The sequence below is a fragment of the Variovorax paradoxus genome, assembly GCF_009498455.1.
Classification (GTDB): Bacteria; Pseudomonadota; Gammaproteobacteria; order Burkholderiales; family Burkholderiaceae_C; genus Variovorax; species Variovorax paradoxus_H.
The window spans coordinates 4,101,450-4,113,819 of the sequence record NZ_CP045644.1 but is presented as its reverse complement, the minus strand read 5'-3'; the positions used below and the strand labels follow the sequence as shown (position 1 = coordinate 4,113,819).

The 12,370-nt window shown below is 59.3% G+C and carries 17 protein-coding genes and 1 pseudogene; 4 read left to right on the top strand and 14 right to left on the bottom strand.

Annotation, left to right across the window (positions count from 1 at the left end; genetic code table 11):
• Window positions 1–8: 8 nt before the first annotated feature.
• Complete coding sequence (locus GFK26_RS19045; RefSeq protein WP_228121696.1) at window positions 9–806, bottom strand: citryl-CoA lyase; 798 nt, start codon at window positions 804–806, stop codon at window positions 9–11.
• 186 nt (window positions 807–992) lie between these two features.
• On the opposite strand from GFK26_RS19045, the gene GFK26_RS19040 reads away from it, so the two are divergent.
• Window positions 993–1,778, top strand: coding sequence for an IclR family transcriptional regulator (locus tag GFK26_RS19040; RefSeq protein WP_153283344.1), 786 nt, complete (start codon window positions 993–995; stop codon window positions 1,776–1,778).
• A 93-nt stretch (window positions 1,779–1,871) separates the two neighbouring features.
• Here the strand turns inward: GFK26_RS19040 and GFK26_RS34315 are convergent, their stop codons facing one another.
• Both GFK26_RS34315 and GFK26_RS34710 read right to left on the bottom strand, forming a co-directional pair.
• Window positions 1,872–2,057 (bottom strand): hypothetical protein, encoded by a 186-nt coding sequence (locus tag GFK26_RS34315; protein ID WP_228121695.1) that lies wholly within the window; start codon window positions 2,055–2,057, stop codon window positions 1,872–1,874.
• Window positions 2,058–2,073: 16 nt separating this feature from the next.
• Window positions 2,074–2,370: pseudogene (locus GFK26_RS34710) on the bottom strand (AraC family transcriptional regulator ligand-binding domain-containing protein); the annotation flags it as partial.
• Between GFK26_RS34710 and GFK26_RS19030 the strand changes: the two are divergent.
• Both GFK26_RS19030 and GFK26_RS34705 read left to right on the top strand, forming a co-directional pair.
• Window positions 2,369–3,043: a glutathione S-transferase family protein gene (locus GFK26_RS19030; RefSeq protein WP_153283342.1), complete on the top strand. Its 675-nt coding sequence runs from the start codon at window positions 2,369–2,371 to the stop codon at window positions 3,041–3,043. The pseudogene GFK26_RS34710 and the gene GFK26_RS19030 sit on opposite strands and share 2 nt — an antisense overlap.
• Before the next feature lie 164 nt (window positions 3,044–3,207).
• Window positions 3,208–3,423, top strand: a complete 216-nt coding sequence (locus GFK26_RS34705; protein ID WP_416222499.1) for a hypothetical protein — start codon at window positions 3,208–3,210, stop codon at window positions 3,421–3,423.
• Here GFK26_RS34705 and GFK26_RS19025 read toward each other — a convergent pair.
• The 3 genes from GFK26_RS19025 to GFK26_RS19015 form a co-directional block, all read right to left on the bottom strand.
• Window positions 3,363–4,046: a glutathione S-transferase family protein gene (locus tag GFK26_RS19025; RefSeq protein ID WP_153283341.1), complete on the bottom strand. Its 684-nt coding sequence runs from the start codon at window positions 4,044–4,046 to the stop codon at window positions 3,363–3,365. The two genes, GFK26_RS34705 and GFK26_RS19025, sit on opposite strands and share 61 nt — an antisense overlap.
• A 138-nt stretch (window positions 4,047–4,184) precedes the next feature.
• On the bottom strand, window positions 4,185–4,493 hold the full coding sequence (locus GFK26_RS19020; protein WP_228121694.1) for an isochorismatase family cysteine hydrolase: 309 nt from the start codon (window positions 4,491–4,493) through the stop codon (window positions 4,185–4,187).
• A 48-nt stretch (window positions 4,494–4,541) separates the two neighbouring features.
• Window positions 4,542–5,294 carry an SDR family oxidoreductase gene (locus GFK26_RS19015; protein ID WP_153283340.1) on the bottom strand — a complete coding sequence of 251 codons (753 nt, stop codon included), beginning with the start codon at window positions 5,292–5,294 and terminating at the stop codon, window positions 4,542–4,544.
• Window positions 5,295–5,434: 140 nt separating this feature from the next.
• Between GFK26_RS19015 and GFK26_RS19010 the strand changes: the two genes are divergently transcribed.
• Window positions 5,435–6,328, top strand: a complete 894-nt coding sequence (locus GFK26_RS19010; protein ID WP_153283339.1) for a LysR family transcriptional regulator — start codon at window positions 5,435–5,437, stop codon at window positions 6,326–6,328.
• A gap of 99 nt (window positions 6,329–6,427) precedes the next feature.
• Here GFK26_RS19010 and GFK26_RS19005 read toward each other — a convergent pair whose 3' ends face one another.
• From GFK26_RS19005 to GFK26_RS18970, 8 genes are all read right to left on the bottom strand, one after another.
• Complete coding sequence (locus GFK26_RS19005; RefSeq protein WP_228121693.1) at window positions 6,428–7,417, bottom strand: zinc-binding dehydrogenase; 990 nt, start codon at window positions 7,415–7,417, stop codon at window positions 6,428–6,430.
• An 84-nt stretch (window positions 7,418–7,501) separates the two neighbouring features.
• Window positions 7,502–7,858, bottom strand: coding sequence for an MmcQ/YjbR family DNA-binding protein (locus GFK26_RS19000; RefSeq protein ID WP_153283338.1), 357 nt, complete (start codon window positions 7,856–7,858; stop codon window positions 7,502–7,504).
• On the bottom strand, window positions 7,833–8,036 hold the full coding sequence (locus GFK26_RS18995; protein ID WP_153283337.1) for a hypothetical protein: 204 nt from the start codon (window positions 8,034–8,036) through the stop codon (window positions 7,833–7,835). The genes GFK26_RS19000 and GFK26_RS18995 overlap by 26 nt, the downstream gene beginning before the upstream one ends.
• Window positions 8,037–8,131: 95 nt before the next feature.
• The gene (gene dctP, locus GFK26_RS18990) at window positions 8,132–9,061 is read right to left on the bottom strand and encodes a TRAP transporter substrate-binding protein DctP (protein ID WP_153283336.1); all 930 of its coding nucleotides are present in this window, start codon (window positions 9,059–9,061) and stop codon (window positions 8,132–8,134) included.
• 32 nt (window positions 9,062–9,093) lie between these two features.
• Window positions 9,094–10,395: an amidase gene (locus GFK26_RS18985; RefSeq protein ID WP_153283335.1), complete on the bottom strand. Its 1,302-nt coding sequence runs from the start codon at window positions 10,393–10,395 to the stop codon at window positions 9,094–9,096.
• A 135-nt stretch (window positions 10,396–10,530) separates the two neighbouring features.
• A complete protein-coding gene (locus GFK26_RS18980; protein ID WP_153283334.1) occupies window positions 10,531–10,794 on the bottom strand; it encodes a hypothetical protein in 264 nt (87 codons plus the stop codon).
• Window positions 10,795–10,891: 97 nt separating this feature from the next.
• On the bottom strand, window positions 10,892–11,422 hold the full coding sequence (locus tag GFK26_RS18975) for a flavin reductase family protein (RefSeq protein ID WP_153283332.1): 531 nt from the start codon (window positions 11,420–11,422) through the stop codon (window positions 10,892–10,894).
• Window positions 11,423–11,436: 14 nt separating this feature from the next.
• Window positions 11,437–12,366, bottom strand: a complete 930-nt coding sequence (locus GFK26_RS18970) for an ABC transporter substrate-binding protein (RefSeq protein WP_153283331.1) — start codon at window positions 12,364–12,366, stop codon at window positions 11,437–11,439.
• Window positions 12,367–12,370: the final 4 nt, after the last annotated feature.

Sequence of the window (12,370 nt, the reverse complement as noted above, 5' to 3'; positions counted from 1 at the left end):
TTGATCCGTCAGATGGCAGGGTTATCGTTGGTGCGGCGGGCGGGGCCGTCGTACTCGACCTGGTCCAGCGTGATCTGGCGCCAGCCGGGCTCGCGCACCGACTCTTCGAATGCGTGGGCGAACAAACCCGCCGTGCGCGGAATGACGATGAACGCGCGAGACAGCCTCCAGTCGATTCCCAGATCCGAGATGATTGCGCCGACCGCAGCATCGATGTTTGCCAGGAGGGGGCGGTTTTTCTTCTTGATCAGCGCCTTTTCCAACTCGCGCGTCATCCGGATGTGGTCGCCTGCAAGCCCATACTCCTCGGCAAGCGCGAACAGCCTCTTCCCGCGCGGATCGCCTTCGGGATGCTGCGGATGCCCGAAGCCATCCAGCCGCTTGTGCTTGCCGACGTACTCTGTCGCCACGTCCTCATAGCTGCGCCCGCTCGAGGCTGCCTCGGACACCAGCTCCTGGATGTAGCGTGCGAACTCTTCGCCGGCACCCCCATGTACGTCGCCAAACATCATGGCGCCGGCAGCGACCGAACACTGGATCGGTACACCGGCTGCCTGCACAAAACGGGTGACTGTCGAGGACGGAGAAATGCCATGGTCGGCGACCGAGATGAACATCGCATTGATGATCTTCGCCTCGTTCCCCTTGGGAAGCTCTCCCTTGTAGAGCAGGTACACCATGGCGCCGAAGTCGATCTTGCCGACGAGATCAGTGAGGACGTCGTAGCCCCTCACCAGAGTACCTTCATGTGGAGTGGGGTCAGCGATAGCGGTTCGCCAATACTTTCGATCAGGGGTCGTTGTCATTCAGTGCTCCAGTCTGGACGAGGGGGGTGAAAGCATTCGCGGTCGGTGGCGAATCAGTGGGACGAATCGTAGTTTTCGAACCAGAAATCTCAGTAGAGGCATGTCCACAATGTGGATGTCGTAACCTAGCGAAACGCGAATCCATAGGGTTTATACGGATCTTGATTGTGAGTTTGTGTCCACAATATGATCAAAATGATGAACTCAACGGAATCACGCGGTACGCAAAGCATCGATCGCACAGTCGGTGTGTTGAAGCACGTGGTTGCCAACGGTTCGCACGGGCTGACGGTGGCCGACCTTGTGGCGCTTAGCGGGCTTGAACGCCCTACCATGCATCGCATAGTCCAGGCTCTGGAGAGACAGGGGTTGTTGAAGCGACCCGCCGGCTCGAAGCGCTATGTGCTGGGTGATTACTGCCGCCAGATGGCGGCCGCTTTCGCGGACCGTGCGGACCTGAGAACGGTGTGCGAACCGGCGCTGAGAGGTGTTTCGGACGAGACCGGAAACAGCGCCTTCCTCATTGGCCGAATAGGGTTCGAGTCAATCTGTCTTGCCCGTGTGATTGGCTCCTACCCCGTTCAGGTGCTCACCGTCAACGTCGGTAGCAGGCAGCCACTGGGAACGGGCGCAGGAGGCCTGTCCATCCTGTCGACGCTGTCGGAAGCGGAGCGAAACGAATGCATCCGGGCGAACGCGAAACGCCTGGGCAGCTATGGTTCACTGACGGAGTCGACGCTGCGCGCGCTCGTTCGTGCAACCCAAGGCCGCGGACACGCCATCATCGGACACTACAGCGTGCCAGGTGTCATCGGGATCGGAATGGCGATGCGCAATGCGACCGGCACTGTCATGGGCGCGATCACTACGGCTTCGATCGACAGTCGGATGTCCAGGCATGACCAACAGATTGCCGCCGCATCCATAGCGAAGCACATTGCACGCATCCAGTCTTCGCTAGACATTCTCTGAGCCATGACGGAGCAGATGATGCACGTCTTGGGCACGCCGCAAGTCGGTCCAAGATTTTTGCCACACCCCGTCGTGTCAGATTCGGCCGGATGGTTAGCCGATCAGCCGGCGCAGCGCACCGCCGTCGTGCAGGATCACGCGAGCTTCGCTTTCCGTACGGATCAACTCGCCACGAAAATCGTCCAGAGTTGATCGAAGGAACCTGAGGCTGCGTCGCGGGGCGTGCTCGAGGTTGTTCGAACTGACGGCACGCTCGGCAAAGCATGCCTGCTGTTCCAAAGGGAAGACGACGTGAAAACCAGCCGAGCGCTTCGTCGTCGAGCTCCCGCATGGCCCGGTCGGAGAAGCGTTCCATCTGTCGGGCTGATATGCGTGCGTCAGGGGCTTCAATTTGCGAGCGATGGAGGTTCGCATGCTGCAACGCAGGTTCCGGGTTTCGCCATGACGCGCGTAAGCCCGGAGCATGGCCCGTATGAATGCTGTGGGTGTCTCCGCCGGGGAACTCTTCATTCAGGGAGTATCTGGCCAGGTTGGCAGATTTTGCAACTGAGTTGGCGAGATCCGATCCCCATTTTCGGTAGCCTCGGTACATGCTCACTCTTTACCACTGCATCAGTGCGCGTTCGTTCCGGCCGCTATGGACCCTTGAGGAACTTGGGCTGCCTTACGAACTGAAGATGCTCCCGTTTCCGCCCAGGGTCGTGAGTCGTACCTATCTCGACATCAATCCGCTCGGAACGGTTCCTCTGCTCGTTGACGGCGGAACTCGCATGACGGAATCGGCGGCGATCTGCCAGTACCTGTGTGCCCACGCAGCTCCGACACCGCTCGAAGTGAAAGCTTTGGAGGGTGAGTACGGCGCCTATCTCAACTTCCTTCACTTCGGAGAAGCAACGTTGACTTTCCCGCAGACCCTGGTCCTTCGCTACGGTCGGTTCGAGCCCGAGGAGCGGCGACAACCGCAGGTTGCGCGGGACTATTCGAAGTGGTTTCTTGCACGGCTTCGAACGCTGGAGCCGCGCCTTGGAGTGCACGAATACCTGTGCGCTGATCGTTTCACGGCCGCGGACATCTCGGTTGGTTATGCGATGCTCCTGGCAGAGCATCTGGGACTTGCGAACGACTTTCCTCCTGCCGTGCAGGCCTATTGGCATCGCCTGAAGCTGCGGCCAAGCTACATCCGGGCCATGGCGGTGCAACATCAGGCTGCTTTGGAGCAAGGCATTTCCACAGTGCCTGCTCCTGATACGTTGGCGGCCTCCTGAGACAGGACAGCATGCCGACCGCCGCCCCATAATTTCTGGCCTCAGGCCAACGGCTTTTCGCGCGCGGCACCTTCCGAGCGCTGGGTTGACTCAGGCCGGACAAGAGGCGTTGCTGGCTCCGGGAAGCGCCGCACTGCTTCGCTCCGGCATCGCCGCCGCCATCGGTGCGGGCCCTGGACAAGGCGATCGCAGCGTGTCACGGTCTGTTTGATTTTTTCGCCGAATACAACCACGCAATTGCCCGACATCTGAAGAACGCGATCGATTCGACATCCAGACCAGGGCTCAATCCGCCCCTTGATATCAGCGGCGCACCCCTCTATACAGTCGCCAAAAGTGCTTCCTTTTCCCGCAAGTGCTCGCGCAACCAGGTGGCATAGTCTTGCGTGACGGCTGCCTGGATGCTCGAACGCCGAGCCAAGGCGAGACGCCAATTTGCTACCCGTCTCAGCCCGTCAAATACATGATGGGTGGGCTCGAAGTCGAAGTCGAGGATGTCGAAGTAGCGAAAGATCGGGGCCATGACAGCGTCCACCATACTGAAGCTTTTTCCAGCGAAGTAAGGGCCGTCCGACATTTCGGCCTCAAACTGTTCCAGTTTCTTCCTGAAAGCAGCAGCTTTGGCTCGGGCTGTCTCGTGGTCGGTAGCGTTCAGAAGGCCCCATGCATCCGACAACGCGACGGAAGTGAATTCAATCCACGCGCGATGTTGCGCACGAAGCAGCGCATCCTGCGGATGCAATGCTGGCTTGGGTTGCAGATCCTCGAAGTATTCGCAGATTGCGACGCTTTCGAATAGAACGGACTCACATCCGTCGGCGTGTAGAACTTTGAGCAGCGGAACCTTGCCCGTTGGAGAAATGGCAAGGAACCAGTCCGGTTTGTCGTGAAGATCGACATTGACCCGCTCGAAGGCAATCCCCTTTTCGTGCAACACGATGGCAACCCGCTGAACGAAGGGGCATAGAGGATGACTGATAAGTGTCAACCGTGTTTGTGACATTGGAAGATACCCTGTAAAAATAAAGCCCCCCACGGATGGGGCACTCGTGTGGCAGGTCGTTTGGTTTTATGACTTCAAAAAATCTTGAGTCGAAACCGCATTGCCGTAGAAGGGCAAGATATCCGTCAGGAACGAGGTCTACTGCTCCTGCGTGAAAGCTGCAGACGCGTCGTAGATGACGTTGGTGTGGTAGCCAAGGTCGTACGCATTGCGTAGCGTCGATTCCACGCACTGGCGCAAGGCAAAGCCCATCAGGTAGATATCTTCGATCTTGTTGTTGCGCAAGTAGCTGTCCAGCGTCGTGGCGGCAAAGGCACTGCTGCCCCCGGTGCGCTCGGTGATCACATACTCGCCGGCCGTGGCTCGAAGCCCCGGAAGAACTCCGTCTGCTCGCCGAGGAAGGAGATGAGGATCAACGCACTTTTTGCGAGATTCGCTGGTCTGCACGAAGTGGGAAGCGTGTTCGCAGGAGTTCCTTTTGAGCGTGGATTGCGATCAACCGTTGAGCGTGCGGCCGCCATCGACGATGATTTCGGAACCGACCGTCCATCGGGACTCGTCCGAAGCCAGGTACAGCACTGCCTTGGCGACTTCTTCCGGCGTGCCGAAACGGCCAAACGGAATGGTTGCGGCGATCTCCTTGTTGACCTGCGTGCGGTAGGCATCGGGAATGCCGAGCTTGTCGTACAGCGGCGTTTCGACCGGGCCGGGGCTGACGGCGTTGACGCGAATGCCGCGTCCGAGCAGTTCGCTCGAAAGCGTCTTCGACATGTTCAGAAACGCAGCCTTGGTCGCGGCATAAACCGACGAACGCTGCGCGCCGACGTGCGCATTGATCGATGTATTGAGCACCACCGATGCGGGGCTCGCGAAGACAGGCAGCAAGGCCTGGATCAGGAAGTACGGCCCCTTGACGTTGATATCGAACGAGCGATCGAACATTTCTTCCGTCCACTCTTCGATCGGCATCCAAACGGATACGCCAGCGTTGAGGAAGGCGATGTCGAGCTGACCATAGTGAGCCTGGACGGCTTGCGCCAACTCCTTCTGCGCAGCCACGCTGGCTGAATCGGCGCGCAGCACCAGAACTTCGCGACCCAACTCCGCCTGGGCCTTGGCGAGGGAATCCGGATTCACGCCGGTGACGATGACGCGCGCGCCTTCGGCGAGGAACTGCTTGGCAGTTTCAAGGCCAATGCCGCTGGTGCCGCCGGTGATGAGAGTACGTTTGCCTTGCAAGCGGGACATGAAATTCTCCTTAGGTGATCCGTGGTCAACCAACGTTGGCTGACCTGCCGTGTGAAGAACTATGCGCTCATGTCAAAATCTTTATAAGATAGCATTTTTGTATATTATTCATGCTTCATATGCATGAATAGGAGTTCGCTTTGGATCGATTCCTGTTGATGACTTGCTTCGCTCGCGCCGTGGAGACGGGCAGCTTTTCCGCCGCGGGTCGCGACCTGGGTTTGGGACAGCCGAACGTCAGCCGGTACGTGGCGGCACTGGAAGATCATTTGCAAACTCGGCTGCTGCATCGATCAACGCGCAAGCTTGCCCTCACGCCGGAAGGGGAGCGCTACTACGCGGAAGTCCGGCGGATTCTTGACGCCGTGCACGAATCAGAGTCGTCGTTCAAGGAGAACGTTGATCCGTCCGGATTGCTGCGCGTTGCCTGTCCGACTGCGCTGAGCTATGCATTTGTGTTGCCGCATGTGCCCGCGTTCCTGGAGCGCTATCCAGGATTGACGCTGGATCTCCAGACCAATGACCGATATGTCAATCTGGTCGATGAAGGGGCCGAACTGGCGATTCGGATCGGACATTTGGCAGACAGCGCACTGCGCGCGCGCCGCATTGGTTTGTTCGAGCGCGTGTGCGTTGCCAGTAAGAAATATCTGGCTCAACGCGGGGTCCCCAGTACTCCCGAGGACCTGCGCGGGCACGATTGCGTGATCTACACCCTGTTGTCGTCCGGTGCCACCTGGCGTTTCCGGGATGCCGATGTTCCGGTAACCGGCAGACTTCGGGTCAGCGCACCTGAGGCCGCACGCGAATCTGTCAATGCGGGGCTAGGAGTCGGGTACGGGCCGGAATGGCTGTTCGAGGAAGGGCTGAAGAGCGGAAATTTGCAATTGCTGCTGACGGCATATGCCACGCCGCCCGTGCCTATACAAATCGTTTATGTGGCGAACAGACTTCTTCCGAAGCGGGCCGTCGTATTTATGGATTTCATCGCCGAAGCATTTTCAAAGGTTCCAGCACTCAACGTCCGCGAATGAGTTGCCTCAAATGTATTGGACTCCACCGATCTCTGACCCCAGATGGGATTGAACCCCATCGACTGGACCACTGGGGAAAGATGAACTGATACGCTGTTGTTAGTCGAGCACGACGACATGCTTGCCTGGTGTGTTACCGGCCTCCAGATCAGATTGCGCATCGCGCACGCCTTCCAGCCCTTGATAGACTTTGGCGACGCTAACTTTCATCCGTCCCGCAGCGATGGCTTCAAGCTGGCTGTTGAACACGTCGGCAGGAAGATCAGTCGCCTCACCGCCATAGCACGTCAGCCGGACGCCGAACGGAATGAGGGAGAACGGGTCAAACTCGGGGAGCGTCCATTGGTCGCCCAGAGCCCCGGTAAAGCAGGTGGTTCCATGAACGCGGACCGCCTTCAGTGTGTCGGCCAGAACGCCACAGCCGACAAGCTCTAGTGCCGCATCGACGCCCTCGGGAACGATCTTACGCACGGTCTCAGCGATGTTCCCGCCATCGACGACCACATGACGGACGCCGACCTTGCGTAGCATTTCGGTCCGTTCAGGATTGCGTGTCGTGGCAATCACGGTGGCGCCCATGGCCTCTGCAATGGTCGCGGCCGACAATCCCACCGTGGAGGTGCCGCCCCGGATCAGCAGCGTTTGGCCCGCCTTCAGATCAAGCCCCGTGGTCAGCGATCCATAGGCAGTCTGGAACATTTCCGGCAAGGCGCCGAGGACATCCCATGGCAGACCCGTTTCGAACGGAATGACCTGGCCGACCGGCACCACTACATACTCGGCATAGGAGCCATCAAACGAACGCCCCATACCGCCCATCATAGTGGCGACCTTTTGTCTCGGCTTCAGATCGCTGTCAGCGGGCGCTTCATCAACCTCGCCGACGCACTCGATTCCGGGAATGCGCGGCAAGGTTACATCGGGGGAGGACAGACCCTTGCGGGTGGTGACTTCGGATTCATTTACCCCGAAGGCCCGGATCCGGATCCGCACCCAGCCGGGTTTGATTTCCGGGACAGGACGCTCCTCCAGAATGAGGTTTTCGAGTGGACCGGCTTTGGACAGGACGATTGCTCGCATCGTTTTCATGATGAGCTCCTGGCTGGATGGGACGTGGACCGACGTGCCGGCCCCCAAAGGGCGACGCTGCCCGGATGGCCCTGCGTCAGCGAGCTATTTCGTGAGGTCGTAGCTCTCATCGAGAAGGGAAAAGATCTCGTCCTTCGATACCGAGCCGTCGAGAATGGCGGTGAGCCAGTGTTCTTTGTTCATGTGATAGGCTGGCCGAAAGCCGGGTTTGGTCTTGAGGTCATCGACATTCGCCGGGTGGCATTTGATGTCAAGGACATCGACCTCGCCTTCGCCTTTCAGGCCCAACTTTTCTCTAGGGACGTTCATCACCAGCCCGAACCATTTGTCATCATCCGAATGGCGGAGGACTGCATAACTGCGGTACTTTTCGAAGGGGTAATCGGGCTTGGCGTCGTACTTCTTTTTGGCGTAGTCAAAGATTTCGGAACGTTTGATCATGATCGATCTCCAGAGGTGTAAATCCGACCGTCGTGGAAAGGAGAACCAGACAGCCAAAGTCTTGCTCATCTGCTTTATCCGTATCAGCTGATCCCTTTCGGACGCGCGAGAAGCCGGCCGCACGCAGCGCCTGCAAGATCGGGCTCAGCCCCTTCAACACCAGAATCAGCAGGTCCACGAAGCCTTACCTTGCGCGCTACCCCGAACAGGATACGCATTTCGCCGGTTCGGTGACCGCGCCCACCACAAAGAGGGTACTGCTACGGGAGCAGTCTACCTACCCTGAGGCGATGGGAAATACTCTCCGAGGATCGAGGCAGTCTGGTCACACGCGCCCTGCTCCCACTGATTGATCGCCTTGTGTCCGCCTTCCCACAGAGCTTGCGTCAACTTCGCGTCAAGTTCCGAGAACACCTGGACGCCGGCTGCCATCATGTGGCTATGGTTCTGACGGATACGCCCATCCAAGTCGCACCAGAGCGAACGCTCGACCGCCTGGGCCGCTTGATCAACAAGCCGTCGCTGGTCGACTGCGAGACCGCGGTACAGCTCGGCGTTCATGACAGCATATGAGATAGGTGTTGCGTACTTGATGTCATAGAAGCATCGGAGGTACTTGCCGAGGCGACGACCTGCCGCGCCGTCACCCGACGAAAGCACGCCGTCCAACTGCCCGTCGTGCAGACGGCTGAGGGCTTCTCCGATTGGCATTTGCACTGCCTGTCCGCCCGCGCTACGTACCACGTCAGCGGACATGTCGTCGTACGTGCTGATTCGCAACCTTTTGAATTCCGCCTTTGAATGGACCGGCTCCCGCGTCCACAGTCCAGTTGGAGGCCAAGGCGAAACGTACAGCAGACGGACTCCCAGCGTGTCAAACGTTTGCTCGTAGTGCGGTCGCGCCACCGCCAGAAGCTGCATCGCGGACGCACGGGTCGACGATTGAAACGGCATTGAGCCGATCTGGAATAGTCGATCCACCGTGCTCAGCGCACCACAGTAAAGTTCGCCGATCTGAAATTCCCCACGACGCACCGCATCCAGTATCGCAGTCGCCCGCAGTGGCAGGTCGTGACGACACTCGACGGTCGCCTTGGAGCAAGAAAGCTCGCGAAGCCCCTTGGCGAATCGGGACAGCCCGATCCCTGGCAAGGTGCCTTCAGGATATGCGGAGGCCGCATTCAAATGGATTGCGCTTTGCATGGCGTTCTCCTTCGGCGATCCGTGTTGAGGCGCTAGGCGGAGAGCACCTGCTCGATGGCATGCGCGATGCTCAGCACCTGCCAATCGCGCTGGCGGTCACCCACGATCGACAGACCTACGGGGGCCGCACCGCGTTCGTGACACGGCAGCGACACTGCGCAGCCGTCCAAGACGTTCACGATGGTGGGGTTGCGCAGCATCAACAGATTGGCACGCCCATACTCGCCGTCATCTTCAAGTGCTTCCAACGTGGGCGCCACTGTGGGCACCGTCGGCATCAGGACAGAGTCGAAGGCCGCTATCTGCGCAGACCAGCGTTGAATCATCCGTTCACGTAGGCCCAGCAATGAGATGTAGTCGGCAGCGCTAATGCTCTTTCCGCGCTGGATCCGGACCGAGACACGAGGGTCGTACTCTCGCTCTTGGCTGGACAGGAGCTCACGGTGCCACTGGAAGGCTTCCGCGGCGACGAGCCCGCCGCCATGAAGGACATCCGGGATGTCGATCAGCACCGGCAACGTCAGTTCGTGCAGGATAGCGCCGGCCGCCGCAAGTTTTCTCAAAGCGGCTTCGTATGTGTACCCCACGGAATCGTCTAGCCCTTCCATGACGTAATTCCGAATGACGCCCAAACGGAGCGTGGAGCATTCGCGTTCGACGAGTGCTGCGGCGGAGGCGCTGATAACCGAGTAAACCCGTGCGCAGTCTGCCACTGTCGACGCGAGCGGCCCAATGGAATCGTAGCTGAACGAAAGGGGCAGCACTCCATCCCGCGGGACGGTGGAGGCCGTCGGTTTCATTCCGACGATGCCGTTCAATGCGGCGGGAATGCGGCACGATCCTCCGGTGTCTGTGCCGATGGCAGCCCAGGCCATTCCTTCGGCGACGGAGACAGCTGCGCCGGACGATGACCCCCCGGGGATACGGCGAGCTGGCCGGTCCCATACGCTCACCGGCGTTCCATAGTGAGGATTGATGCCCAATCCGCTGAATGCGAACTCGCTCATGTTGGTCTTGCCGATAATCGAGGCGCCGCATTGGCGCAGTCGGGCAATAACGGCCGCGTCGTGCGCTGCAGGCTGGGCATCTTTCAGCACGCGCGAACCGGCCAGCGTCTGCGCACCCTTCACATCGAACAGGTCCTTGACCGATATCGCCACCCCCGCCAGAGGATGCTGCTCGATGCCCACCTTTTTCAATGCGTCCGCGCTGGCGGCGGATGCACGCGCTTGTTCGCGGTACACCTGCGTGAACACAACGGACCCTTGCCCCGTCGGATCGTCGATCCTCGACAGCATTGCATCGACGATTTCAAGCTTGGAGAATGTTCCCATGACGTCCCTAAGGAAAAAGAGTACCAATGTGGCGCGCCAAGCAGCGATGTACTTATCCGCTCCTGTTTGACCCGCACCAGACTTACGTGGACCGACGAATGAGACCTCCGAATGGATGGGACCATTCAGCGCCCATCACAATGCCAAGCCGATAGATGTGGACGACATAGCCTTGTCGCACGGGGCATCCGACAAGCCAAGCATTTCGACGCTGCGCTTCCGTAGCAACTCTGAGTCACTCGTCATAGCGCGTTGCAAGCACTCGTCGAGGTAGGCCTTGTCGCTCTGCAGGCGCGACAGATTGACCCACCAGCCGATGCCAGCCATCAGCCATTTGAAGTCGACCAAATTTAGGAAGCGGTCGCTTCCTTCCGGGGCTTTGATGTGTGCGGTATTCATAACTACAACAACTTCCAGTGCCGGGTACCAGGATGGGGCAGAGCGATCGTGGCGAATGTTGTCAGCCGTGCCTTGTGCGAGTCTGAAGCGGCCGCGCTCACCAACCGTGCAAGTACAGGTTTTCGGGAGGCGGCTTGGTTGCGGCGTCAAGGGCGCTCAGGTGCCTGTACCTGCCACCACAAAAGATCAGCGACGGCTCGGCTTGAGGGATCACGCGAAATGCACTGACCCGACAGATGAAGATCTCATGGTCCCCTCCATCACATACGCTCCAGGGCTCGCATTCGAAATAGGCGTTCGCACCCGGGAGCATCGGCGCGCCGTTGGCAGCAAACGCAGGGTCGATGCCGATCCATTTATCGGTTCCCGCTTTTGCGAATCGGTTGGACAAATCCCGCTGCGACTCACCGAGAATGGCGATGCAATAGGATTTCGCGGCCTTCCACTGGGCAATGCCGAGAGAACCACGGATCATGCTGAACAGCACAAGCGGCGGGTCCAGCGACACGGAGTTGAACGAACTGATGGTGGCGCCCAAGCGGTTGCCGTCCACCGTCGCGGTCACGATGGCGACGCCGGTTGCGAACTGGCCCAACGCGTTGCGAAATTCTTTCTGGTCGACGGACATGGCAGAGCTCCTGCTTATGCGTTCCAGAGCGGCTTGAACTGCTCGGCAACCACGTCGGAATAGACGGGATGCTCGTGGAGAATGCCCAGAGATCGGGCAAAGGCATTCATGCCATCCACGGCTCGCGTCGAGATCGACGCGTCGTAATACGGCAAGTCCCGCTCAATTAGCGTGGCAATCAGCGACGCTTCCGTGGGAGGAAACAGCTTTTCGCCAACCTTAGCCGCGATACCCGGGTTCTCGATCAGTGCCTTCTGGGTGCTGACCAGGGCACTCACCGCGGCCGCTACCAGATCGGGAGACTTCTCGATGAATTTGTCCGAAGCGGCAATCGACGCGAACGTGTAGTCGAAGCAACCCGCAGGGCCGTCTCCCCGGCGCACATCCAGGACGACGGTACCGACGCCATTGCGGACAGCCACTTCGGTGCCCATGCCGTTGGCCCAGAAGCCGTCGATCTTCCCGTCTTCGAGCGCTTTCGCAGCTGTCACGCCAAAGTTCACGTTACCCGCCTGAACTCCAGGCACAGGCGCAATTTGAACGCCGTCAGCCTCGATATCGATGCCGCCCGCGGTCAGTAGCTGCCGCAGGCCCATTTCGACCCATGGGGCCGCGCCAATCTTGCGGCCCTTGACCACGCTGAGGTCGCCCTTTTGGTGGACCAGATCGGACCGCATGACAAGGAACCAGTACATGCCTTGCGCCTGGGCGGCCAACAGCTTCACGCCTTTCCACTGCGGGAAGGCGGCCAAGGCGGAATGTGCCGATCCCCCCACAAAATCGACTCGCCCTTCTTTCAGCGCCGCGTAGGCCTTATCAACGGGGAAGATCAACTCAAGTGAAACGTCCAGGCCCGCGGCTTTGAAGAAGCCGAGTTCCACGGCAGCTTCGACCGGAAAGTAGGAGTTCGAGATCAGGTCGGGGACGGCAATCTTCAAAGTCATGGGG

Bases quoted from the DNA above. Each gene is read 5' to 3' on its own strand.
- GFK26_RS19045 (WP_228121696.1), bottom strand. From the start codon at position 806: ATGACAACGACCCCTGATCGAAAGTATTGGCGAACCGCTATCGCTGAC.
- GFK26_RS18970 (WP_153283331.1), bottom strand. From the start codon at position 12,366: ATGACTTTGAAGATTGCCGTCCCCGACCTGATCTCGAACTCCTACTTT.
- GFK26_RS19015 (WP_153283340.1), bottom strand. From the start codon at position 5,294: ATGTCCCGCTTGCAAGGCAAACGTACTCTCATCACCGGCGGCACCAGC.
- GFK26_RS18975 (WP_153283332.1), bottom strand. From the start codon at position 11,422: ATGTCCGTCGACCAGAAAGAATTTCGCAACGCGTTGGGCCAGTTCGCA.
- GFK26_RS18985 (WP_153283335.1), bottom strand. From the start codon at position 10,395: ATGGGAACATTCTCCAAGCTTGAAATCGTCGATGCAATGCTGTCGAGG.
- GFK26_RS19025 (WP_153283341.1), bottom strand. From the start codon at position 4,046: ATGTCACAAACACGGTTGACACTTATCAGTCATCCTCTATGCCCCTTC.
- GFK26_RS18980 (WP_153283334.1), bottom strand. From the start codon at position 10,794: ATGAATACCGCACACATCAAAGCCCCGGAAGGAAGCGACCGCTTCCTA.
- GFK26_RS19030 (WP_153283342.1), top strand. From the start codon at position 2,369: ATGCTCACTCTTTACCACTGCATCAGTGCGCGTTCGTTCCGGCCGCTA.
- GFK26_RS19040 (WP_153283344.1), top strand. From the start codon at position 993: ATGATCAAAATGATGAACTCAACGGAATCACGCGGTACGCAAAGCATC.
- dctP (WP_153283336.1), bottom strand. From the start codon at position 9,061: ATGCAAAGCGCAATCCATTTGAATGCGGCCTCCGCATATCCTGAAGGC.
- GFK26_RS19005 (WP_228121693.1), bottom strand. From the start codon at position 7,417: ATGAAAACGATGCGAGCAATCGTCCTGTCCAAAGCCGGTCCACTCGAA.
- GFK26_RS19000 (WP_153283338.1), bottom strand. From the start codon at position 7,858: ATGATCAAACGTTCCGAAATCTTTGACTACGCCAAAAAGAAGTACGAC.